The 21,782-nt window shown below is 51.1% G+C and carries 19 protein-coding genes; 9 read left to right on the top strand and 10 right to left on the bottom strand.

The window, feature by feature from the left end:
- Nucleotides 1-180: 180 nt before the first annotated feature.
- The 3 genes from ACO0K8_RS18710 to ACO0K8_RS18700 form a co-directional block, all read right to left on the bottom strand.
- Nucleotides 181-663, bottom strand: coding sequence for a glutathione peroxidase (locus ACO0K8_RS18710; protein ID WP_422948159.1), 483 nt, complete (start codon nt 661-663; stop codon nt 181-183).
- The gene (locus ACO0K8_RS18705) at nt 660-1,796 is read right to left on the bottom strand and encodes a PilT/PilU family type 4a pilus ATPase (protein WP_126128286.1); all 1,137 of its coding nucleotides are present in this window, start codon (nt 1,794-1,796) and stop codon (nt 660-662) included. Before ACO0K8_RS18705 ends, ACO0K8_RS18710 begins: the two co-directional genes overlap by 4 nt.
- A gap of 115 nt (nt 1,797-1,911) precedes the next feature.
- Nucleotides 1,912-2,955 (bottom strand): type IV pilus twitching motility protein PilT, encoded by a 1,044-nt coding sequence (locus ACO0K8_RS18700; protein ID WP_422948158.1) that lies wholly within the window; start codon nt 2,953-2,955, stop codon nt 1,912-1,914.
- 47 nt (nt 2,956-3,002) lie between these two features.
- Between ACO0K8_RS18700 and ACO0K8_RS18695 the strand changes: the two genes are divergently transcribed.
- Nucleotides 3,003-3,707, top strand: coding sequence for a YggS family pyridoxal phosphate-dependent enzyme (locus ACO0K8_RS18695; RefSeq protein WP_422948157.1), 705 nt, complete (start codon nt 3,003-3,005; stop codon nt 3,705-3,707).
- Nucleotides 3,697-4,524, top strand: a complete 828-nt coding sequence (gene proC, locus ACO0K8_RS18690; protein ID WP_422948156.1) for a pyrroline-5-carboxylate reductase — start codon at nt 3,697-3,699, stop codon at nt 4,522-4,524. The genes ACO0K8_RS18695 and proC overlap by 11 nt, the downstream gene beginning before the upstream one ends.
- Nucleotides 4,525-4,578: 54 nt before the next feature.
- On the opposite strand, the gene ACO0K8_RS18685 is transcribed toward proC, so the two are convergent.
- The 7 genes from ACO0K8_RS18685 to recG all read right to left on the bottom strand — a co-directional run bounded on the left by ACO0K8_RS18685 (nt 4,579) and on the right by recG (nt 11,164).
- Nucleotides 4,579-4,899 carry a YqjK family protein gene (locus ACO0K8_RS18685; protein ID WP_422948155.1) on the bottom strand — a complete coding sequence of 107 codons (321 nt, stop codon included), beginning with the start codon at nt 4,897-4,899 and terminating at the stop codon, nt 4,579-4,581.
- A 4-nt stretch (nt 4,900-4,903) separates the two neighbouring features.
- Nucleotides 4,904-5,281: a phage holin family protein gene (locus ACO0K8_RS18680; RefSeq protein ID WP_422948154.1), complete on the bottom strand. Its 378-nt coding sequence runs from the start codon at nt 5,279-5,281 to the stop codon at nt 4,904-4,906.
- Between the two features lie 3 nt (nt 5,282-5,284).
- Complete coding sequence (locus tag ACO0K8_RS18675; protein ID WP_422948153.1) at nt 5,285-5,593, bottom strand: DUF883 family protein; 309 nt, start codon at nt 5,591-5,593, stop codon at nt 5,285-5,287.
- Nucleotides 5,594-5,737: 144 nt separating this feature from the next.
- Nucleotides 5,738-6,604 carry a 4-hydroxybenzoate octaprenyltransferase gene (gene ubiA, locus ACO0K8_RS18670; protein WP_422948152.1) on the bottom strand — a complete coding sequence of 289 codons (867 nt, stop codon included), beginning with the start codon at nt 6,602-6,604 and terminating at the stop codon, nt 5,738-5,740.
- Nucleotides 6,605-6,717: 113 nt separating this feature from the next.
- On the bottom strand, nt 6,718-7,662 hold the full coding sequence (locus ACO0K8_RS18665) for a LysR substrate-binding domain-containing protein (protein WP_422948151.1): 945 nt from the start codon (nt 7,660-7,662) through the stop codon (nt 6,718-6,720).
- 206 nt (nt 7,663-7,868) lie between these two features.
- Nucleotides 7,869-8,783, bottom strand: a complete 915-nt coding sequence (locus ACO0K8_RS18660; RefSeq protein WP_422948150.1) for an SDR family NAD(P)-dependent oxidoreductase — start codon at nt 8,781-8,783, stop codon at nt 7,869-7,871.
- Nucleotides 8,784-9,091: 308 nt separating this feature from the next.
- Nucleotides 9,092-11,164 (bottom strand): ATP-dependent DNA helicase RecG, encoded by a 2,073-nt coding sequence (gene recG, locus ACO0K8_RS18655; protein WP_422948149.1) that lies wholly within the window; start codon nt 11,162-11,164, stop codon nt 9,092-9,094.
- Nucleotides 11,165-11,580: 416 nt separating this feature from the next.
- On the opposite strand from recG, the gene queA reads away from it, so the two are divergent.
- The 7 genes from queA to ACO0K8_RS18620 all read left to right on the top strand — a co-directional run bounded on the left by queA (nt 11,581) and on the right by ACO0K8_RS18620 (nt 21,781).
- Entirely contained in the window at nt 11,581-12,657 is a 1,077-nt protein-coding gene (gene queA, locus ACO0K8_RS18650; protein ID WP_422948163.1) for a tRNA preQ1(34) S-adenosylmethionine ribosyltransferase-isomerase QueA, read from the top strand.
- Between the two features lies 1 nt (nt 12,658).
- Entirely contained in the window at nt 12,659-13,792 is a 1,134-nt protein-coding gene (tgt, locus tag ACO0K8_RS18645) for a tRNA guanosine(34) transglycosylase Tgt (protein ID WP_126128300.1), read from the top strand.
- A 139-nt stretch (nt 13,793-13,931) separates the two neighbouring features.
- Nucleotides 13,932-14,255, top strand: a complete 324-nt coding sequence (gene yajC / locus ACO0K8_RS18640; protein WP_422948148.1) for a preprotein translocase subunit YajC — start codon at nt 13,932-13,934, stop codon at nt 14,253-14,255.
- A 134-nt stretch (nt 14,256-14,389) separates the two neighbouring features.
- Nucleotides 14,390-16,291 carry a protein translocase subunit SecD gene (gene secD, locus ACO0K8_RS18635; RefSeq protein ID WP_422948147.1) on the top strand — a complete coding sequence of 634 codons (1,902 nt, stop codon included), beginning with the start codon at nt 14,390-14,392 and terminating at the stop codon, nt 16,289-16,291.
- Between the two features lie 14 nt (nt 16,292-16,305).
- Nucleotides 16,306-17,244 carry a protein translocase subunit SecF gene (secF, locus tag ACO0K8_RS18630; protein WP_422948146.1) on the top strand — a complete coding sequence of 313 codons (939 nt, stop codon included), beginning with the start codon at nt 16,306-16,308 and terminating at the stop codon, nt 17,242-17,244.
- A gap of 203 nt (nt 17,245-17,447) precedes the next feature.
- Nucleotides 17,448-18,698 (top strand): efflux RND transporter periplasmic adaptor subunit, encoded by a 1,251-nt coding sequence (locus tag ACO0K8_RS18625; protein WP_422948145.1) that lies wholly within the window; start codon nt 17,448-17,450, stop codon nt 18,696-18,698.
- Nucleotides 18,695-21,781, top strand: coding sequence for an efflux RND transporter permease subunit (locus ACO0K8_RS18620; protein ID WP_422948144.1), 3,087 nt, complete (start codon nt 18,695-18,697; stop codon nt 21,779-21,781). Before ACO0K8_RS18625 ends, ACO0K8_RS18620 begins: the two co-directional genes overlap by 4 nt.
- Nucleotide 21,782: the final 1 nt, after the last annotated feature.

The raw sequence follows: 21,782 nt of genomic DNA, 5'->3' as shown, positions 1-21,782 counted from the left end.
GCAAATTCAACAGATTGAAGATCGCCTGAATCATCGCCCTAGAAAAACCTTAGGCTACCGAACTCCGCATGAAGTACTATTTAATCTCATGCCTACTCCTGTCGCAATTCGAACTTGACATCGCAAGCATGGCCGGAGACCCGCATGGAATATGCGTAATGGAGGGGTGCCAAAATTATTTTATTGAGACAGCAAGCTTTGTATCTCGCCAATCAACTCCTCTGGCGTAGTCTGTGGGGCATAGCGTTTGTAGACACTGCCATCTTTGCGGATTAGGAATTTGGTGAAATTCCATTTGATGGCTTCGCTGCCTAATAGACCTGGCGCCTGGTGTTTCAGGTATTGGTATAAAGGGTGGGCCTTGTCGCCATTGACATCAATTTTGGCAAAGACCGGGAACGTGACCCCATAGTTTTTTTCGCAAAAACTGGCGATTTCATCAGCCGAACCTGGCTCCTGGTGGCCAAACTGATTGCAGGGGAAGGCCAGAACTGCTACGCCCTGATCACGAAACTGTTGATAGATCGCTTCCAGACCTTTGTATTGCGGCGTGAAGCCGCAATTGCTGGCGGTGTTGACGATCAAAACCAATTTGCCAGCATATTGCTGTAAATCTACTGACTGCCCTTGCAAATTATCTGCACTAAAAGCTAATGCGCTCATAGGATGCCCAGATGGCTGGTGCCTGCCGATAAATCGCGGCCTTTGGCCTCTTTGCCACGTAATTTGATAGACAGTCGCAGCTCATTCACTGAGTCGGCATTACGTAGCGCGTCTTCATAAGTAATCATATCTGCTTCATGTAAATCAAACAGCGCCTGGTCAAACGTCTGCATGCCCAATTCACCGGATTTTTTCATGATTTCTTTGATCTCGTGCACATCGCCTTTAAAAATAAGATCAGAAATCAAAGGGGAGTTGAGCAAGATTTCGATGGCAGCAACCCGGCCTTTTTTCGCTTTCAGCGGTAACAGTCGTTGCGACACGATCGCTTTTAGATTCAGGGATAAATCCATGAGTAATTGCTGGCGACGGTCTTCAGGGAAAAAATTGATAATTCGGTCTAATGCCTGATTGGCGCTATTTGCATGCAAAGTTGCCAGACACAGATGTCCGGTTTCGGCAAAGGCGATCGCAAAATCCATGGTCTCGCGTTCACGGATTTCGCCTATCTGTATTACGTCTGGTGCCTGGCGCAAGGTGTTTTTCAGCGCAACGCCCCAGTCCGCAGTATCGATCCCGACTTCACGCTGGGTGATGATGCAATTATTATGCGGATGTACGTATTCAATTGGATCTTCAATCGTGATGATGTGACCGTAGCTGTTGGCGTTACGGTAGCCTATCATCGCCGCCAGCGAGGTCGATTTACCTGAGCCGGTGGCGCCGACCATGATGACCAGACCACGCTTGGTCATGGCGACTTCTTTTAATTGCTCAGGCAGGCCCAGATCTTCAAACTTAGGGATCGCGGTGGTGATGGTGCGCATTACCATGCCGACTTTACCTTGCTGCATAAAGGCGGAAACGCGGAAACGTCCCATGCCGGCCGGATTGATCGCAAAATTACATTCTTTGGTCGATTCAAATTCTGCCGACTGTTTGTCGTTCATAATGGCGCGTGCCAAATCGACCGTATGCGATGCCGACAGTGCTTGGTTCGACACCGGTGTGACCTTGCCGTCAATTTTGAAAGCTGGCGGGAAATCTGAGGTGATAAATAAATCTGAGCCATTCTTGCTGAGCATGAGGCGCAACAGATCGTTCATGAATTTGGTAGCCTGATCGCGTTCCATCGTTCTTCCTTATTAGTGCCTTGTTGTGGCTATGTTGGGGCTATATTACTGTTGTCTGTGTTTAGGATTGATGCATGCCGCGGCTATTTGCGCGGCGTGCATGCTGGCATTCGTTTTAGCCTGGGAAATTTTCCGGGATCTTGGCGGCAGCGCGTGCCGCACTGGCGGAGATGACATTACGTCTTACCAGGTCAGTTAAGTTTTGATCCAAAGTTTGCATACCCACATTGCTACCGGTTTGGATGGCAGAATACATCTGGGCGATTTTTGCTTCGCGTATCAGATTGCGTATCGCTGGTGTGCCGACCATGATCTCATGCACAGCCACGCGACCCGAGCCGTCTTTGGTTTTTAGCAGAGACTGCGAAATGACCGCTTGCAGCGACTCAGACAACATAGAGCGCACCATTTCTTTTTCTTCTGCCGGAAACACGTCGACTATCCTGTCGATGGTTTTAGCGGCCGAGGAGGTATGCAAAGTACCAAATACCATGTGGCCGGTTTCGGCCGCGGTGAGTGCCAGTCGTATGGTTTCCAGATCGCGTAATTCACCGACCAAAATCACATCAGGATCTTCGCGCAGGGCGGAGCGCAAGGCGTTGTTGAAAGAGTGCGTGTGTGGCCCGACTTCGCGTTGATTAATCAGACATTTTTTTGATTCGTGCACGAATTCGATAGGATCTTCTACTGTCAAAATATGGCCGTACTCATTTTCATTGATGTGGTTGACCATCGCTGCCAGGGTGGTTGATTTACCCGACCCGGTCGGTCCGGTTACCAGTACAAGTCCACGCGCTTTGAGGGCGAAATCGGCGAAAATTTTTGGTGCATTTAATTGCTCTAACGTCAGAATCTTCGATGGAATGGTACGCATAACCGCCGCCGCGCCACGCTCTTGATTGAACGCGTTGACACGGAAACGTGCCAAACCTGGAATCGAGAAGGAAAAATCGCACTCCAGATTCTCTTCGTAATGCTTGCGCTGGGCATCGTTCATGATGTCATAAATCAGGCCATGCACGTCTTTATGTTCCAATGCTGGCAAATTGATGCGCCTGACATCCCCATGTACACGTATCATGGGGGGAAGACCTGAAGATAGGTGCAGATCGGAGGCGTTGTTTTTGACCGAAAATGCCAGTAATTCTGAAATGTCCATTTATAATTCCGATGAAAATATTTGAGTAGGCGCTGAGTATCCCGATTATGTCCTTAATTTCTGACAACTTGCAAGTTGTGCGTGCTGATTTGAGTACTTGTGCCGATAAATTTGGGCGAGATTCAAGAGAAATCACTTTATTAGCGGTCTCCAAGACCTTTGCTGCCGACGCCGTGGTAGAAGCGGCCCGGCATGGGCAAGTGTGCTTTGGCGAAAATTATTTACAGGAGGCAATCGAGAAAATGCACGAGGTGCAGCGTCTGGCTCCTGAACTGCGCCTCGAGTGGCATTTCATCGGCCCGATACAAAGCAATAAGACGCGTCAGATTGCTGAGAATTTTAATTGGGTACACGCTGTTGATAGAGAGAAAATTGCTCAACGCTTATCCGATCAGCGGCCCACTGGATTGCCTGCAATAAATATTTGCCTGCAAGTGAATATTAGTGCCGAGCAAAGTAAAAGCGGAGTGGCGCCAGCGCAAGTTTTGCCTTTAGCCTTGGCGCTCGCGGCTATGCCTGGAGTGCGCCTGCGGGGTTTGATGGCAGTACCGGAAGCGAGTGATGATGTGGCGATGCAAAGAGCTGCGTTTGCCCAGTTACGTAAGCTGCAAGAGAACTTATTAGAGCAGGGAGTGCCGGTCGACACCTTATCGATGGGGATGAGCGGCGACATGCATGCCGCCATTGCCGAGGGTAGCACTATGCTGCGTATAGGTAGCGCGATTTTTGGAAAGAGAACATATGCAGAATAAATTAAAAATAGGCTTTATCGGTGGCGGCAATATGGCGAGCGCCTTGATCGGTGGCTTGCTGGAAGAATTGACGGTTCCTGAAAATATCCATGTGGTTGATCTCAATCAAGATTCTCTGGCTAAAATGAAGCGCCAATTTGGGGTCGCCACCGCCTTGCAAATTGATGCATCCGTAGAGGCTATGGATGTGCTGATACTGGCGGTCAAACCGCAAAATTTGCGTGAGGTAGTGACGCAGTTGCAGCCACATCTGAAGGGGCAATTATTGCTTTCGATCGCGGCTGGCATACGCGCAGTGGATATCTCGCGTTGGTTACAGGGCTATGACAAAATTGTCCGCAGCATGCCAAATACTCCTGCCTTGATAGGCCGCGGAATCACTGGTTTGTTTGCCATGGAAGGTGCTGATGCCGCGCAAAAGCAAGCGGCAGAAGACATTATGAAAGCAGTCGGCGAAACTCTCTGGCTGGCAGATGAGAGTCTGATTGATGCCGTGACCGCAGTCTCTGGTAGTGGCCCGGCCTATGTGTTTTATTTTATGGAAGCCATGCAGCAAGCAGCTGTTGAACTGGGCTTGAGTGCAGCGCAAGGCACGCAACTTGCGCTCGCCACTTTTGGTGGTGCCTCGCAACTGGCGGCGCATTCTAGTGAATCAGTCGCGACTTTGCGTGAAAAGGTCACCTCCAAAGGTGGCACCACGTATGCGGCCTTGTCTAGCATGGAGCAGAGCCAGATTAAATCGGGAATCGTGCTGGCGATCAAAGCCGCTGCCGCACGCGGCAAAGAGCTAGGCGATGAGTTTGGTGCGCAGGCTTAGCGCCCAGACTCGGTCACCAAGCCCAGTGCCAAGGCTTGGTGACGGTGGAGATCTTTATTGAGATTGTTTAGCTGTGGCGTCGCTTTGCATTTGCTTTAATGCAGGCGCAAAATTTTGCCATGTTTGCCAAACCGTCAGGCCGGTTTTTATCATTGCCAACATCCTGGCGGGTTTGATCGCAATGGTCGCGGCGATTAAACCCAAGCCTATCAGCGGACGGTGTTTGATTTTTCTGACGATCTGTAGACCTAGATCGGCCAGTAATAAAGTTTGCCTGATCTGCGCGACCTGCTGCCCTAATAACAGGCGTTCGGCTTGACTTTTTGCCAGCAGGGTCTGGCGTCTGAGAGTGAGTTTTTCCGCTAGAGTTGACATGGTTTTAGTGTGCTTGCCCGGCGTCGCCGCGTAAGTTTGCGACATCGTTGCTTAGCTCATTTAGGGAGTACGCGAGTAATCTAGGTTTGTTTTTGAGAGCGTTTCTTAGTCGCCATGCCAGTATCAGTGCGCTCGCTGCAAATACCGCGATCAGCGTCACTAAGACCTCGATTCTATGGGTGTCCCAAAATAGCGCGACTATCAATAACACGCCAAGTAAGACGGCAATCCCGCCACAAAATAAGGCGACTAGCGACCACAGCAGATAGGAAGAAAAGCGTGACATCTCTTCTTCCACCTCCACCGCGATCAAGCCTAGTCGGGTATGTAGGATGCCAACTAAAGTACCTGCCAAGCGCCCTACAGAATCGACGATCGCCATATACTATTTCCGGCTGATGAGTAAGCCGACCAGTAAGCCTACGCCCGCTGCAATACCTGCCGATTGCCAAGGATTTTCCTTGACGTAGACATCGGTGGCACGTGCCGCATCCTTACTTCTGGTGACGACCATGTCTTCGATACGGGCCACTTCTGATTTGGCGTTTCTGAGAGTCGATTCAAACTTCGATTTGGCAGACTTAAAACCATCGCCGGCAGCTTGTTCGGAATGCTTAAGCAGGTCTTCCGCATCGCGGATAACGTGATTTAAATCTTGCAAAAGTTTTTCTTTGTGATTTTCTGCTGAACTCATGATGCGTCCTTTCGGTTTGCTGTGGAAGAAATACCAAGGTTAAATCTATAACTTAAGTGTAAGCATAGTTCATTAACAATGTTTGCGACAGCTCAATAAGACTTCATTATGATGAAAATCATAAAAGGGACAGGTTTTTTCGAATTACTTCAGTGCGTAATCGAGCGCAATCCCCGCAAAAATCGCTGCACCCAGCCAGTTGTTATGCCTAAATGCCGCAAAACAAGACATCCGTTCTCTTCCTTTGATTAATTGATAGTGATATGCGGCGCAAGCGCAAGCGATCAGCATGCCCGCAAGAAACCAGGTTCTTAAACCGAATTGCCAGCCGACATACAAGATCAGAGCAAAGCTGATTGCGTAACTGAACATGATGGCAGTGACATCGTAACGACCAAAGCTAATGGCCGAAGTGCGGATGCCGATTTTTATATCGTCATCCTTATCGACCATGGCGTATTCGGTGTCGTAGGCAATGGCCCAAAAAATATTCGCCACTAGCAAGATCCAGGCGAGCAAAGGGATGCTGTTTTGTATCGCAGCAAATGCCATGGGGATGCCGAAGCCAAATGCGATACCGAGATAGGCTTGTGGTATCGCAAAAAAACGTTTGAAATACGGATAGCTGGCGGCGATTATGACGGCAGCGACAGAGAGTTGTTTGGTCAGGCTATTGAGCGGCAGTATCAAGGCGAATGCGAATAGGGCTAGCAGACCGGCTAAGGCTAGCGCCTCCCAGCCCTTGATCTTGCCACTGGTAAGTGGTCGCTCGGCGGTGCGTTTGACGTGCTTATCAAAGTCGCGGTCGGCATAATCGTTGATGGCGCAGCCGGCGGAGCGCATCAGGACTGTACCCAGAGAAAATATCGCTACGATATGCCATTCCGGCTTGCCATTGGAGGCGAACCAGATGGCGGCTAAGGTTGGCCATAACAGCAATAAAATACCTATGGGTTTATCGAGACGGAGTAATTTTGCGTACAACGCGAGTCGCGTAAGGATCGAAGACATAGAGAGGTCAGGGACGCGTGCGCCCGAAGATAACAGTGAGGGGGAATTATAAACGCTAGCAAACGCCAAGCGGTTCTGCATCACGACAAAGTGCTGCAGACCGGGGCGTGTGTTTATTGTGCGCTGGCCGGAACATCGAGCATAGTGACGCCAGACAAGTCGCAACTAAGTACGGCTTGACGGATCGCCTCTATTGCTGCTTGACGGGTAAAGCTCTTGCGCCAGGCGATCACGATACGGCGGTCTGGTACCGGGGCGCTAAATGGCAAGTAACGTAGCATGCCGTCTTTGGCATCATGCTTACTGACCGATGCCATCGGCAAGACGGTAATGCCTATGCCTGAGGCGACCATATGGCGTATGGTTTCCAACGATGAGCCTTCGAAGCTGCGGGAGATGCCGTCGCCGTTGGTAGAGAAGCGCGCCATCTCCGGACAAACTTCGAGCACCTGATCGCGGAAGCAATGTCCATTGCCCAGCAAGAGCATGGTTTCGGTTTTTAGTTCTTTGGATGAAATCTCAGTCCGCTCTGCCCAGGCATGGTCTTTGGGGAGTGCAACGATAAACGGTTCATCATACAGCGCCTGCACCATCATGCCGTGATCCGGCAGGGGTAAGGCCATGATGGCAGCATCGAGTTCGCCCTGACGCAGTAACTCCATCAGCTTGACGGTAAAATTTTCTTGCAAGATCAGCGGCATTTGCGGCACTTGCGTGATCATGTTTTTGATTAGCGCAGGCAGCAGATAAGGGGCAATGGTGTAGATCACGCCCAAACGAAAAGGACCGGCTAAGGGGTCTTTATTTTGTTTGGCAATTTCTTTGATGGCGGCGGTTTGCTCTAAAACTCGTTCTGCTTGCGCCACGATTTGCGCGCCCAAAGGGGTACTCGAAACTTCAGTGCCGCCGCGTTCAAAAATGGTGACGCCAAGTTCATCTTCGAGTTTTTTGATAGCAACGGAGAGCGTAGGTTGCGCGACAAAACAGGCTTCTGCCGCGTGACCAAAGTGTTTGTGGCGGGCTACTGCCACGATGTATTTTAATTCTGTGAGTGTCATGTCATACAGTGTGGCACAGACTATTGCAGACGTCAGCAAACTGATTTTGCATTTTTTTCTGTATTGCATGAAATAGGGGGAGTATATTTTTATTGCGCAATATAGATATGCGCAATAAGCTATATTTTTAGTTATACCCCACCCTAGTATTTATTTTTATCAGTTACTTCGCAGATAAGTTTGGCGGTAAGTTTAATGTCTGCTGTTTAGTGCTGACTCATGGCACGCGTCAGCTCATGGTGACCTTGCGCCAAGCCGGTTTCAGGCACGATCTCGCCATCCCGATTTTTAATGCCTGCCAATTGTTCCGCCAATTGTTCTGCCGCATCGTCGCCGCGACCTATCCAGGCACCGCTAGTCATGGTGATATGGGCCGCTTCAAAACTGCCGGCGCCGGCGCATAAGATGGTACGGGTCGGTGCATTTTCTGCCGTCAGCACCAGCATGGCGGGTACCACGTCGGAAGCTTGCAGCGCTTGCAGCATCGCTTCCGGAAATAGGTTTTCGGTCATGCGGGTGGCGGCAGTCGGTGCCAGGCTATTTACGCGGATATCGAATTTCGCGCCCTCGATAGACAGCGTTTGCATCAAGCCTACCAGGGCCATTTTCGCGGTGCCGTAATTCGACTGGCCGAAATTGCCGTACAGGCCAGAAGACGAGGTGGTCATCAGGATGCGGCCATATTTCTGCTCCATCATCACGGGCCAGACTGCTTTGCAGCAATTGACCGCGCCCATCAAATGCACATCGAGCACCAGTTTAAAATCGTCCAGCTCCATCTTAGCAAAACTCTTGTCGCGCAAGATGCCGGCATTATTGATCAGGATATCGATGCGGCCCCAGGTATCCATGGCAAGCTTGACCATTGCTTCGACTGCGGCAAAATCGGTGACCGAGGCACCGTTGGCAATCGCTTCACCGCCTAGTTGTTTGATTTCTTCGACCACGGCAAGGGCCGCTGCAGAGGATCCGCCTGATCCGTCCCTGGCACCGCCCAGATCATTGACCAGCACTTTCGCGCCACGTTTGGCCAGTGCCAGCGCGTGTTCGCGCCCCAAGCCACCACCGGCACCTGTGACAATTGCGACCCGGCCGGTAAAATCGATATTCTTGTTACTCATTTTTTTCCTCGCAATGGATAGTTTAAGTATAGAGCTTACGCAAAATCGCCCCAGCTTCGTTGCACTCGCCTCATCGTACTAACGTGCTGTCTTCGGCGGTACGCCTAGTTGTAACGATTTTGCGTAAGCCCTAAAGCGGCTTCTGCGGCCCTATTCTAGCCTGTAAGCCACATGGAAATCGATAAATTCAAACGGGTGTGCTATTTTATTTATAGCGTTAACTGAATTTCTTTTGCATCATAATGCTGCCACCCAAAGCTGGATCCAGTTGATAGCCGGCGCCAGCTAGGGCGATATAAAAAGCGAATTTATACCCGTAAAAATTCTTCTTTTTGCCCCAGCCAGCGCTGCAAATGTGCCTCTACCGTGGGCAGATCATGCTGCAGTAATTCGATGGCGAGGGCGCGCGCCTTATCGACCAACCATTGATCGGTCTCTAAGTTGGCGAAGCGTAGCATGGCTTCGCCCGATTGGCGCGCGCCGAGAAACTCGCCGGGGCCGCGTAGCTCCAGATCTTTGCGGGCAATTTCAAAACCGTCGGTGGATTCGCGCATGGTCATCAGCCTTTGTTTGGCGGTGCCGCCCAGTGGTCCCTGATACAGCAACAAACAAACGCTGGCGGCAGCGCCGCGTCCGACCCGGCCGCGCAACTGGTGCAATTGCGAGAGCCCAAAACGCTCGGCATGCTCGATTACCATCAGGCTGGCATTCGGCACATCGACCCCGACTTCAATCACCGTGGTGGCAACCAGTACCTGCACTTCGTTGCGGATAAACGCATCCATGACCAGTTGTTTTTCGGCCGGTTTGAGTTTGCCGTGCACCAGACCGACGCGTAAATCGGGCAGGGCTTCTGCCAGCATACTGTAGGTGTCGGTGGCGGTTTGTAGTTGCAGCGCCTCCGATTCTTCTATCAGTGGGCAAACCCAGTAGGCTTGTTTGCCGTCCAGTGCCGCCGCGTGTACCCGCGCGATCACTTCTTCGCGTCTTTGCTGATCCACCATGCGCGTGACGATAGGCGTGCGGCCAGGCGGTAATTCATCGATCACCGATACTTCCAGGTCGGCGTAATAGGTCATCGCTAAAGTGCGCGGTATCGGCGTGGCTGACATCATCAGTTGGTGCGGCACCTGCCCGGCCACCCCTTTATTGCGCAGGGTCAGGCGCTGGCCGACCCCAAAGCGATGCTGCTCATCCACCACCACCAAACCGAGCTTGGCAAATTGCACCGTGTCTTGTATCAGCGCATGCGTGCCTATCACCAGTTGTGCTTCGCCCGAGGCGATCAAGCTTAAAGCCAGCTCCTTTTCTTTCTTTTTCAAACTGCCGGTCAACCAGGCGCTCTTGATGCCTAAGGGTTCTAGCCATTGCGTTAATTTACGGAAATGCTGCTCCGCTAAAATCTCAGTCGGTGCCATTAAGACTGCCTGAAAACCGCTATCGATGGCTTGCACCGCCGCCAGTGCCGCGACGATGGTTTTGCCGCTACCGACGTCGCCTTGCAGCAGGCGTTGCATAGGATAATCTTGTTTCAGATCGGCACGGATCTCAGCTAACACACGCTCTTGCGCATGGGTCAGCGCGAACGGCAGATTCATTAAAAAAGCCGCCGATAATTCACCCACTACCGTCAAGGCGGTTGCCCCCTTGGTGCGCCGTGCCGCCTGAGCGCGTTTGAGTGACAGTTGTTGCGCCAATAGCTCATCGAATTTCATGCGCTCCCAAGCTGGGTGGCTATGCTCCATCAAGCTGTATTGATCGACTTCGGACGGCGGGTTGTGCAGGAGTTTGACGCTGGCCTCGAAACCATCCAGGCCGAGTCGGCTCAGCAGAGCTGGGCTTAAGGTGTCTTGCCAATTGACCTTGCTCATGGCCTGCAAGATCGCCTTGCGCAACACGGTTTGGGATACGCCTTCACCAGCCGGATACACGGGCGTCAAGGCGGTTGGCAGGGCTGCGCCCTGATTCACCATCTTGTAGCCAGGGTGCACCATTTCGGCACCAAAAAAACCATGACGTAGCTCGCCGCGGGCCCGCACTCTGGCGCCGACTGCCATTTGCTTGGTCTGGCTACCGTAAAAATTCAGAAAACGCAGCACCACTTGCGCCGTGTCGTCGGCTATCGTGACCACCAACTGGCGTCGCGGCCGGTATTGGATATCGCATTCGGTAATCACACCTTCAATTTGCACCATACTGCCGCCGCGCAAGCTGGCGTCGCGCATAGACACGATCTCGGTTTCGTCTTCATAGCGCATCGGCAAATGCAAGACAAAATCCATGTCTTTGCGCAAACCTAAGCGTGCAAACTTCTCATCGAGCGTGGCCGCTGGCTTGGCCGGACGGGCTTTCTCAGTCTTGCTAGGCGTGGCGGTCGTCATGACGTGTAAAATAGCGGGCGTTGTAAAAGTGGAGAATAGTCTGGCTTTTGCCTTTAAAGCAAATCTGCAAGCTATTCTTGCTAATAAGAATAGCATTCTACTGGTTTTTTATACAGTGCATCACTTTTGCTTTTATTTACAACGTTTTTCTGGTGTTTTTCCCCTGAATATTTTTTAGGTGCGCAATATCCATGCGGTTTCCAGGGCATTTTCGGCCTGTAGGCCGCATGTAGTATGCGCCCCCGCTTTTGGGAACTTCTAAAAACCCCATACTCGGGCGCATCGCGGCGTTGCAAATCCTCGCAATACCGACGTATTGCTCCGGTTTGCGCCTTGCGCTGCATCCCGATTAACGGGTTTTTAGAAGTTCCCTTTTAGATTTCCTTTTGTCGTATTTTTTTAGATAGTTTTTCATGATGTATTCTTTGTCCGATTTTGATTTTGTCTTGCCTGAAGCGTTGATCGCGCAACTGCCCTTGCCCCAGCGTTCGGCTTCGCGCCTGTTGCATGTGGGGACCGATACGCTAAGCGACCAAAGTTTTGCCGATGTACTCGATCATTTGACTGCCGGCGATTTGCTGGTCTTTAACGACACCCGTGTCTTGAAAGCGCGTTTCTTTGGCGTCAAAGAAAGTGGTGGCAAAGTTGAAGTGCTGGTCGAGCGCGTGCTCGCTAATGCCGACGAACAACGTGCAGTGCTGGCGCAGGTGCGTGCCTCAAAGTCGCCGCCGGCAGGGACTAAAATACGTCTGGCCGATCAGTTTGACGTCATTGTTGGCGAGCGTGTCGGTGAGTTTTATACACTGAACTTCCCTAGCGATGTGTTCGAGCTGATCGAGGCACATGGTCGCCTGCCTTTGCCGCCTTATATTACGCATGATGCCGACGATTTCGACGAGCAGCGCTATCAAACCGTGTATTCACGTGTGCCGGGTGCAGTGGCAGCGCCTACTGCCGGTCTACATTTTGATGAGGCTTTGCTAGAGCGCTGCCGCGCTAAAGGGATTAACTTTGCCTACGTTACTCTGCACGTAGGGGCTGGCACGTTTCAACCGGTGCGTACCGAAAATTTAGCCGATCACACTATGCATAGCGAGTGGTACACCATCTCCGATGAGACCGTGGCGGCAGTGCGTGCTACCAAAGCCAGTGGCAAAGCGGTAGTGGCGGTAGGCACTACCAGCATGCGGGCGCTGGAGTCTGCTTCGCAAAGCGGGCAATTGCAGGCCGGCAGTGCCGATACCCGTTTATTTATCACGCCCGGCTATGTGTTTAAGACGGTAGACCGGCTCATCACGAATTTTCACTTACCAAAATCAAGCTTGCTGATGCTGGTCTCGGCGTTTGCAGGGTATGATCGCATCCGCGCAGCGTATGTCCATGCTATAGCTCAGCGCTACCGGTTTTTCAGTTATGGCGACGCCATGTTGTTAAGCAATGCCAGCAGTTCAGCCTTTAGTTCCACCGACAATCCACCAGAACACAAAGAATAAGATGCTAGAGTTTACCTTAATCAAAAAAGACAAGACCTCGGCCGCAAGGCGTGGCCGTGTACGTGTCAACCATGGCGTCATCGAAACGCCTATCTTCATGCCGGTCGGCACTTACGGCTCGGTGAAGGCGATGTCGCCACTGGAGCTCAAAGAGATAGACGCGCACATCATCCTGGGCAATACCTTCCATCTGTGGTTGCGTCCGGGTATGAATGTCATCAATAAATTTGGTGGCCTGCATGACTTTATGGGCTGGGATAAACCTATCCTGACCGACTCCGGCGGTTTTCAAGTCTTTTCACTAGGCGCGATGCGCAAAATTACCGAAGAGGGCGTGAAGTTTTCTTCACCGATTAATGGCGAGCGCCTGTTCTTGTCACCAGAAATCTCCATGCAGATACAGCGCAGCTTAAATTCTGACATCGTCATGCAGTTTGACGAGTGCACGCCTTACGAGATCGACGGCCGTGCTGCTACCACGGAAGAAGCCGGAAAATCGATGCGCATGTCTCTGCGTTGGGCGCAACGCTCTATCGACGAGTTCAATCGTGGCGAAAATCCGAATGCGCTGTTTGGTATCGTGCAGGGCGGTATGTTTGAAAACCTCAGAGATGAGTCGCTCGCTGGTCTCAATGAAATGAATTTTCACGGTATCGCGATCGGTGGCTTGTCGGTGGGCGAGCCGAAAGAAGACATGATGCGCGTTTTGCAACATATCGGCCCTAAGCTGCCTGAAAATAAACCGCATTACCTGATGGGTGTCGGTACGCCGGAAGATCTGGTGGCCGGTGTCACCAATGGGATCGATATGTTCGATTGCGTGATGCCTACCCGCAATGCGCGCAACGGCTGGATTTTTACCCGCTATGGCGACGTCAAAATCAAAAATGCCCGTTACAAAGAAGAAAAAGAGCCGCTGGATGCGACTTGCGAGTGCTATACCTGTAAGAATTTTTCGCGTGCTTATCTGCACCATTTGCATCGTACTGGCGAAATTCTGGGGGCGCGTCTCAATACCATCCATAACTTGCACTACTACCTCGATCTGATGAAAAAGATACGTCAGTCCCTCGATGATGAGCGTTTTCCTGAGTTTGTCGCAGAGTTTCGCGCAGATAGAGCGCGTGGCGTGTAATCCGAATGCTAGAATGTGGCGCTTTGCTGTAAGGATGGACGCTAGTCTTTAATTTAACTGATACGCCACAATATAGGGTGTTGATGGTTTAATTAATAACATCCGATAACAAATTTTATACAATTACTGGAGCTTTAACGTGTTTATTTCAAATGCATACGCACAATCTTCGCCATTCGGCGCAGGCGGTGATCTGATGAGTTTCTTGCCAATTATTTTGATGTTCGTCGTGCTGTATTTCCTGATGATACGTCCTCAGATGAAACGTCAGAAAGAGCAAAAAGCTATGATGGATGCGCTGGCGAAAAATGACGAAGTCGTCACAGCCGGTGGTGTCTTGGGTAAAGTGACCAAGGTCGCGGACGCCTATGTCACCATTGAAATTAGCAGTGGCACTGAAATTCTAGTGCAAAAAAGCGCCATTACCATGTTGTTGCCTAAGGGCAGTATCAAGGCAATTTAATCAGCACACTGGTTGACGCAGCCTCGGATTTTTTTCGGGCTGCGTTTTTGCATATTTAAGCCAGCTCAATTAAGTCAGCTTAATTAAGTCAGCTTAAGTCGGCATTTTAAAACCACTACTTATTCTGAACCACTATGAATCGCTACCCCCTCTGGAAGTACATCATTATCCTGATTGCGCTGCTATTTGGCGCCTTGTACACTGCGCCGAATTTTTTTGGTAAAGCGCCTGCGGTACAAATTAGCAGTGCTAAATCCACCGTGAAGGTTGATAGCGGCATGGTCAGCCGTGCCGAGCAAGCTTTGCAGCAAGCCGGCGTCAAGACCGAAGGCTTGTTTTACGAGAACAATGGTGTACAGGGAACGGTGCGCGCGCGCTTTACGGATGCCGATACCCAATTCAAAGCCAAAGACGCTTTGGAAAAAGCGCTCAACCCGGATTTGGCTGATCCTACCTATACGGTGGCCTTTAATCTCTTGTCGAACACGCCTAACTGGTTGCAAAGCATACGTGCCTTGCCTATGGTGCTGGGTCTCGATTTACAGGGTGGTGTGCACTTTTTGATGCAGGTTGACACTAAGGCGATGGTCGCCAAGCAGGTGCAAAATCTGCAAGCTAGTGTGCGTTCAGTCTTGCGTGAAAAAGAAGTGCGGCATGCTGGCATTAGCCGCGAAGCCGAGGTGGTCAGCGTAAAATTTCGCGATGAAGCAACCCGCCTGAAAGCCAAGACAGTTTTGCAAGATCAAATGAAGGACGCTAATTCGCTGGAAGTGGCCGGCACTGAGGCGGGTGATTTCTTGTTGCAAGTGAGCATGAAGCCAGAAGCCATGAAGCAAATCATGACAGAGGGCGTGAAACAAAACATCACAGCCTTATCCAAGCGCGTCAACGAGCTGGGTGTATCTGAGCCTTTGATACAACAGCAAGGCCCAGATCGTATCGTAGTCGAGTTGGCCGGTGTACAAGATGTGGCACGTGCCAAAGAATTGATCGGTAGAACAGCCACGCTTGAAGTGCGTCTGGTCGATGAAACGGTGATCGGCATGGTCGATGAAAATACTGCAGTACCTTTCGGCTCAGAAATGTTCAAAGTAGGCCGTGGTGGACCAGCAATTTTGTATAAAGATCCTGTCATTACCGGTGATTATATTTCTGGCGCTAACGCCAGCTTTGATCAGCATCAGCAGCCGTCTGTGAGTATCGATCTCAATGGCGATGGTGGTCGTAAGATGCGCGAAGGGACGCGCGGCAAAATCGGTAAAAAAATGGCGATCGTCTTGTTTGAAAAAGGCAAGGGCGAGTTGCTTACCGTTGCTACTATCCAGGATGAACTCGGTGCCCGTTTCAATATCACTGGCATGGGCTCGACCTCAGCGTCGTCTGATCTGGCTTTGTTGTTACGCGCCGGTTCGCTGGCGGCTCCTATGGAAATCATAGAAGAGCGCACTATAGGCCCGCAACTCGGTGCCGAGAACATCAAACAAGGTTTTAACTCAACTTTGTATGGCTTCACCGCGATCTCGATTTTTATGATTGCCTATTACATGTTGTTTGGTTTCTTCAGTGTCTTGGCCTTATCGTTTAACTTATTGCTGCTGGTGGCTCTGTTGTCCGGCATGCAGGCAACGTTAACCTTGCCAGGGATGGCGGCGATTGCTCTGGCCTTGGGTATGGCGATTGATGCCAACGTACTGATCAATGAGCGTATTCGTGAAGAGTTGCGCGGCGGTGCTACGGCGCAAGCGGCGATTTCGGCTGGTTTCGATAGAGCCTGGGCCACTATTCTGGATTCGAATGTAACGACTCTGATCGTCGGTCTGGCCTTGTTGATGTTTGGTTCCGGTCCTATCAAGGGTTTTGCTGTGGTCCATTGTCTGGGTATCTTGACCTCGATTTTCTCCGCCGTGTTTGTCTCGCGTGGTGTCGTTAATCTCTGGTACGGTCGTAAGAAAAAGCTCAACTCCGTATCGATAGGACAAATCTGGAAGCCGACCGAATCCGCCGAACAATCCGCAGTTGCAGTGCGCACTGAATAAAAGAGATCTTTATCATGGAATTATTCCGCATTAAAAAAGACATTCCTTTCATGCGCCATGCGCTGATTTTTAATGTCATTTCTGCTTTAACCTTCGTCGCTGCAGTCTTTTTCCTGCTGCATAAAGGCCTGCATTTATCGGTAGAATTTACCGGTGGTACTTTGATGGAGGTCAGTTATAGTAAGCCGGCCAATCTGGAAAGGGTGCGCAAGACCATCGATAGTTTGGGTATTGCTGACGCCAATGTACAGAGCTTCGGTGAGGCCTCGCGGGTGCTGATACGTTTGCCGGTAGATAAGGCACTGACCACTGCACAACAAGGCGATAAAGTATTTAATGCCTTGCTGGCGCAAGATGCCGATGTCAAAAAACAGAGTGTTTCCTTCGTCGGTCCGCAAGTGGGCGACGAGTTGGCGCATGACGGCCTGCGTGCCTTGCTGATGGTGATCGTTGGCGTGATGGCTTATCTGGCAGTGCGCTTCGAATGGAAATACGCGGTCGCTGCGATTATCGCCAACTTGCATGACGTGGTGATCATCCTGGGTTTCTTTGCCTTCTTTCAATGGGAATTTAATCTCTCGGTGTTGGCAGCGGTACTGGCAGTCTTGGGTTACTCGGTGAACGAATCGGTGGTTATTTTTGATCGTATCCGCGAAAATTTCCGTAAGCAGCGCAAGACCTCGGTGACCGAGGTGATCGACAATGCGATTACCAGCACGATTTCACGTACCGTGATTACGCATGGTTGTACCCAGATTATGGTGTTGGCGATGTTGTTAATCGGTGGACCTACTTTGCACGGCTTTGCTACCGCTTTGACGATAGGTATTTTGTTCGGTATTTATTCTTCAGTTTTTGTGGCCGCGGCGATCGCCATGTGGTTGGGCGTGAAGCGTGAAGATTTGATTAAACCGATCAAAGAAAAAGATGATACCGATGGTGCAGTGGTGTAAGTTGCCGGCAATAATATATCGATGTGGCGCGCAATGAGCGACGCATTAATATACTTAGTTTGGTAACATAAAGTATAAAAAGAAAAAGCCAGCCCTTGTGCTGGCTTTTTCTTTGCTAGGATCTTGCCTTGATAGAACTTTTGTATTGCATTTCGGTCTAAACTGCTCGAAATTGGTCAGAGTCGGCACAGGAAAATTATAAAATGAGTAAATTACGCACTTTCACGATCACGGTAGCGCTGTTGGCCGTTTTTGGCGCTGGCTACTATGCCACACGCACACCAGGAGTGGAGAATGCGGCTGATAAAAATGCTCTTGGTAAAAATCTTGGCGGTGGCCCGTCAAACAAACCGGTTACCGTTACCACGGCCGTGGCCGAGCAGCGCGATTACCCTTTACTATTGAGCGCCAATGGCGTTATTTCCGCACTTAATACGGTTGATGTGCGCGCTCAAGTCAACAGCACGGTGAGCAAGGTGCATATCAAAGAAGGGCAGTTTGTCCGCAGCGGCGAACTTTTGTTTACTTTGGATAGCCGTATCGATGAGGTGAATCTGGCCAAGGCGCAAGCGCAATTGGATAAAGACCTGGCCACCCTGGCCGATAATCTGCGCAATCTGGAACGGAATAAAGACCTGTTTTCTAAAAAGTTTCTGGCACAAAGTATGGTCGATGCCAGTCAGACCGCGGTGCAGGCACAGCAAGCCGTAATCGCCTCCGATAAAGCGGCCATTTCGGCGGCGCGGGTGGCACTCGGTTATAACAAAATCCTCGCTCCGAGTAGCGGGCGTACCGGCACTATCAATGTGTTTGCTGGCTCCTCGGTGCAGGCCAATGCCAGTGGTGTCGCTCTGGTAACGATTACTCAGATGGATCCTATCGCTATCAGTTTCCCTCTGCCTCAGCGCAATTTGCAAGATGCATTAGACAGTATGAAACGTAGCGACAGCTTTGTGCTGGCGCGCTTGCCGGATGAGCAGAGTCAGTTTAAGGGACGCTTGCAATTTGTCGACAATATGGTCGATGCCGCCTCCGGCACGGTCAAAGTAAAAGCGCTGTTCGAGAATAAAGAAATGAAATTGTGGCCAGGCGCGTACGCGAACGTGGAACTGAGTGTGTTGACCTTGAAAGACGCCATCGTGGTGCCGCAAGATGGCATCATCATAGGACCAAAAGAAAACTCCGTGTACGTCGTCGATGCGGAAGGCAAGGCGGCTATGCGTAAAGTCACTCTCTTGCATAGTTATGGCCAGGATGCGGTGGTGAGCGGCATTGCCGCCGGCACTAAAGTGATTTTAGACGGCAAACAAAATCTGCGACCCGGTATGCAGGTTAAGGAAAGAGTTGCTGATGCGAAGTTAGACTCCAAGCCTACCACCAAGCCCGATACTAACTTGAACACTAAGTCCGACATTAAGCCAGCTTCCAGTGCTGCCAGCGTGAGCGCATCATGAATTTGTCCGAGCTGTTTATCCGCCGTCCGGTGATGACGGTGTTGCTGAATCTGGCGATCGTGGTTGCGGGCGTGTTAGCCTATCGTTTCATCCCTGTTGCTGCCTTACCTAGCTACAATACGCCAGTCATCAGTGTCTTTGCCGGCTTGCCTGGTGCCAGTCCGGAAACTATGGCGACCTCGGTGGCTTTGCCGCTGGAAAAGCAATTTGCGACTATCCCTGGTTTGTCGATTATCAGTTCTAGCAATACTCTGGGCTCGACCTCGCTGACGCTGGAGTTTGATCAGAACCGCAATATCGACGCCGCTGCGGTCGATGTGCAGGCCGCTTTGTTGCGGGCGCAGCGCTCGCTGCCGCAAGATATGACGGCACCGCCGTCTTATCGCAAGGTGAATCCTGCTGATGCACCTGTTCTAATTTTAGCGATGACCTCGCCATCCCTCAGTTTGGCGGAGCTGACCAGTTATGCCGAGCATTTAATCTCGCCGAATTTATCGACTTTGGCCGGTGTGGCGCAAGTCAATATCTTTGGGATTAAACGCTATGCAGTTCGGGTCCGGGTCTTGCCGGATGCGCTGGTGGCGCGCAATCTGACGCTCGATGAACTCTCTACCAGTCTGCGTGCGTCGAACGTCAACACGCCGGTCGGCACGCTGGAAGGCGATAAGCAAACCCTGACCTTGATGGCGAATAAGCAGTTGCAAAATGCGGCAGAATTTGCCAATCTCATCGTCAGTAATAAAGGCGGGCAAGTCGTGCGCCTGCGCGATGTGGCGCAAGTCGAAGATAGTTACGAGCAGGTCAAAACGGCAGCTAACTTTAATGGCGAAAGCTCCATCATGCTGGCGATACAGCGCCAGACCGATGCCAATACAGTAAAGGTGGTCGATTCTATCAAGGCTGCCATGCCAGCCTTTAAAGCCCAGTTGCCCGGTTCTGTGAATATTATTTTGGCCAACGACAGATCCGCTTCAGTGCGTGATGCTCTGCATGACGTGAATCTGACCTTGTTGTTGACTATTGCCTTAGTCGTCGTGGTGATTTTTTTGTTTTTACGCCGTATGGTGGCGACCCTAATACCTACTTTGTCTTTGCCGGTATCCCTGATAGGTGCAATCGCTTTGTTATCCGGCTTTGGGTATACGCTGGATAATATTTCCTTGTTAGGTTTGACGTTAGCGGTGGGGCTGGTAGTCGATGACGCCATCGTCATGTTGGAAAATATCATGCGCCATGTGGAGCAGGGGATGGAGCCATTTCAGGCCGCCTTGTTAGGTTCGCGTGAAGTCGGTTTCACGATTATTTCGATTTCCACCTCGCTGATCGCAGTGTTCATTCCTATCTTTTTTATGCCAGGTGTGATCGGCCAGTTATTTCATGAGTTTGCCGTGATTGTTAGTCTGGCTATCATAGTGTCGGCCTTTGTTTCGCTGACGTTGGTGCCTATGCTGGCCAGCCAGTTTCTCAAAAGCGAACATCAGATGCCAACTCCATCGGGCTGGTTGAGCGCTATCACCCATAGTTTTGAAACTGGTTTTAATGCTTCTTTGCGCGCTTATACGCGCGGCCTCGATCTGGCCTTGCGCCATCGTACTGGCGTGCTCATCGTCGCCGTATTGACCTTTGTGGCAACCGCCTATTTGTTCAATACCATCCCCAAGGGTTTTTTTCCTGAAGAAGACATCGGTCAGATCCAGGTATCGACGGAAGCGGCAGAAGATACCTCATTCCCGGCCATGGTCAACCTGCAAGATCAGGTCGCCAAAATTATTCGAGACGACCCGAACGTGCGTACTGCTTCATCGTTTAATGGCGGAGGCGGGGCGCAAAATACCGGACGTATGTTTGTCAATCTGCAGCCGCGCGACCAGCGCAAACCGATGAAGGAAGTGGTAGAAGGCTTACGCAACAAGCTACGCAATGTGGCGGGCATTAATGTCTTTTTGCGCCCTACGCAAAATTTGCAACTAGGCGGTCGCCCTAGTAAGAGCCAATACCAATACATTTTACAAAGCGTAGAGGCCGGTGAGCTGAGCGACTGGGCCTTAAAAATGCAGGATAAATTGCGTACCGATCCTGGCTTTAAAGATGTCACCACTGATTCGCAACTGAAGGGCTTGCAAGCATCCTTGAGCATAGATCGAGACAGAGCCAGCGCCTTGGGCGTGAATATGGATAGCGTCAGGTCTAGCCTCTACAGTGCCTTTGGTGAACGTCAGGTTTCTACCATGTACACCAGCGTCGATAGCTATATGGTGATCATGGAAGTGGCGCCACAAGCCAAGCAGGATGAATCTGCCATTGAGGGTATCTATGTGCGCGCCAACACCGGGGCGTTGGTGCCGCTCGCCAGTTTTGCCACCATCAAGCGCACCATAGGCCCGACCGCGATTAACCATGTTGGCCAATTGCAGGCGGTGACGGTGTCGTTTAATCTGGCACCAGGCACGGCTTTGGGCGATGCCACCAACAAGATAGAGGCGTATCGGGAAGAGTTGAAATTGCCAGCGTCGGTAATCAGCTCGTATGGTGGTGATGCCGCCGTGTTTAAAGACTCGCAGTCAGGTCAGGTAGTCTTGATCGTGGCCGCCTTGCTGGTCATTTATGTCTTGCTGGGCGTACTGTACGAGAGCTATATCCATCCCTTGACGATATTGGCGGGTTTGCCCTCGGCGGCCGTGGGGGCGCTCTTGATGCTGAAATTTTTCGATAAGGATCTGACCCTGATTGCCACCATAGGTATTTTGCTGTTGATTGGTATCGTCAAGAAAAACGCCATCATGATGATAGATTTTGCGCTGGATGCACAAAGGCACCAGGGCATGTCGCCGGCCGAGGCGATTCGTGAAGCCTGTATCCAGCGCTTCCGCCCTATTATGATGACTACCCTTGCCGCCTTGGTCGGCGCGCTGCCGATAGCGTTCGGCTTGGGGGCAGGTGCTGAGTTACGCCAGCCATTGGGTCTGGCGGTAGTCGGGGGCTTGATCTTCTCGCAGGCGATCACCTTATTTATCACGCCTGTGATTTATCTGGCGCTGGATCGCTTCAGCGGCAAAGGCCCGATTATTGGTGAACATCCCTGAT

The organism is Undibacterium sp. Ren11W (assembly GCF_049340485.1).
Lineage (GTDB): Bacteria > Pseudomonadota > Gammaproteobacteria > Burkholderiales > Burkholderiaceae_D > Undibacterium.
Note: the sequence above shows the minus strand (reverse complement) of the source record. Positions and strands in the feature narration are given on the sequence as shown.

What these genes read in the sequence shown, in the direction of transcription:
- recG (WP_422948149.1), bottom strand. Translation starts at nt 11,164, where the DNA reads ATGACGACCGCCACGCCTAGCAAGACTGAGAAAGCCCGTCCGGCCAAG.
- queA (WP_422948163.1), top strand. Translation starts at nt 11,581, where the DNA reads ATGTATTCTTTGTCCGATTTTGATTTTGTCTTGCCTGAAGCGTTGATC.
- ACO0K8_RS18705 (WP_126128286.1), bottom strand. Translation starts at nt 1,796, where the DNA reads ATGGAACGCGATCAGGCTACCAAATTCATGAACGATCTGTTGCGCCTC.
- ACO0K8_RS18660 (WP_422948150.1), bottom strand. Translation starts at nt 8,783, where the DNA reads ATGAGTAACAAGAATATCGATTTTACCGGCCGGGTCGCAATTGTCACA.
- ACO0K8_RS18625 (WP_422948145.1), top strand. Translation starts at nt 17,448, where the DNA reads ATGAGTAAATTACGCACTTTCACGATCACGGTAGCGCTGTTGGCCGTT.
- ACO0K8_RS18665 (WP_422948151.1), bottom strand. Translation starts at nt 7,662, where the DNA reads ATGACACTCACAGAATTAAAATACATCGTGGCAGTAGCCCGCCACAAA.
- secD (WP_422948147.1), top strand. Translation starts at nt 14,390, where the DNA reads ATGAATCGCTACCCCCTCTGGAAGTACATCATTATCCTGATTGCGCTG.
- ACO0K8_RS18680 (WP_422948154.1), bottom strand. Translation starts at nt 5,281, where the DNA reads ATGGCGATCGTCGATTCTGTAGGGCGCTTGGCAGGTACTTTAGTTGGC.
- ubiA (WP_422948152.1), bottom strand. Translation starts at nt 6,604, where the DNA reads ATGTCTTCGATCCTTACGCGACTCGCGTTGTACGCAAAATTACTCCGT.
- ACO0K8_RS18695 (WP_422948157.1), top strand. Translation starts at nt 3,003, where the DNA reads ATGTCCTTAATTTCTGACAACTTGCAAGTTGTGCGTGCTGATTTGAGT.
- ACO0K8_RS18700 (WP_422948158.1), bottom strand. Translation starts at nt 2,955, where the DNA reads ATGGACATTTCAGAATTACTGGCATTTTCGGTCAAAAACAACGCCTCC.
- ACO0K8_RS18620 (WP_422948144.1), top strand. Translation starts at nt 18,695, where the DNA reads ATGAATTTGTCCGAGCTGTTTATCCGCCGTCCGGTGATGACGGTGTTG.
- ACO0K8_RS18710 (WP_422948159.1), bottom strand. Translation starts at nt 663, where the DNA reads ATGAGCGCATTAGCTTTTAGTGCAGATAATTTGCAAGGGCAGTCAGTA.
- proC (WP_422948156.1), top strand. Translation starts at nt 3,697, where the DNA reads ATGCAGAATAAATTAAAAATAGGCTTTATCGGTGGCGGCAATATGGCG.
- ACO0K8_RS18685 (WP_422948155.1), bottom strand. Translation starts at nt 4,899, where the DNA reads ATGTCAACTCTAGCGGAAAAACTCACTCTCAGACGCCAGACCCTGCTG.
- ACO0K8_RS18675 (WP_422948153.1), bottom strand. Translation starts at nt 5,593, where the DNA reads ATGAGTTCAGCAGAAAATCACAAAGAAAAACTTTTGCAAGATTTAAAT.
- secF (WP_422948146.1), top strand. Translation starts at nt 16,306, where the DNA reads ATGGAATTATTCCGCATTAAAAAAGACATTCCTTTCATGCGCCATGCG.
- tgt (WP_126128300.1), top strand. Translation starts at nt 12,659, where the DNA reads ATGCTAGAGTTTACCTTAATCAAAAAAGACAAGACCTCGGCCGCAAGG.